Origin of the sequence: Pseudomonas sp. SIMBA_068 (genome assembly GCF_046534705.1) — a bacterium.
Classification (GTDB): Bacteria; Pseudomonadota; Gammaproteobacteria; order Pseudomonadales; family Pseudomonadaceae; genus Aquipseudomonas; species Aquipseudomonas putida.
Genome location: NZ_JAWRYI010001236.1, coordinates 1 through 248, shown reverse-complemented (window position 1 = coordinate 248; position 248 = coordinate 1). Strand labels below are relative to the sequence as shown.

Annotated in this window: 1 pseudogene; it reads right to left on the bottom strand. The window is 52.0% G+C overall.

Annotated features, from left to right (window positions below):
• A pseudogene (locus tag SB756_RS33490) lies at positions 1 to 248 on the bottom strand (hypothetical protein); the annotation flags it as partial.

The window sequence follows — 248 nt, the reverse complement described above, 5'->3', positions numbered from 1 at the left end:
GGCGCGAGCGGCAAAGTTAGGAGTTAGCAGGCCCGTGAGATAGAGCTGTCCTGTGCCGTCGGTGATTTCCAGACCGTTCATCCAGGTGATGCCTTCGGCAAGGTCATACTGGATGTAACCGTTCATCATTGCCGGATAGGTGTATTTGTCGTCATAGCGATCGTATTTGCCAAAATGTAGCCAGGCTTTGCTTTCATCATGATGTCCGGCAGGAGTCGCGGTGACGCTATAACGAAAGTTGCCGCTTA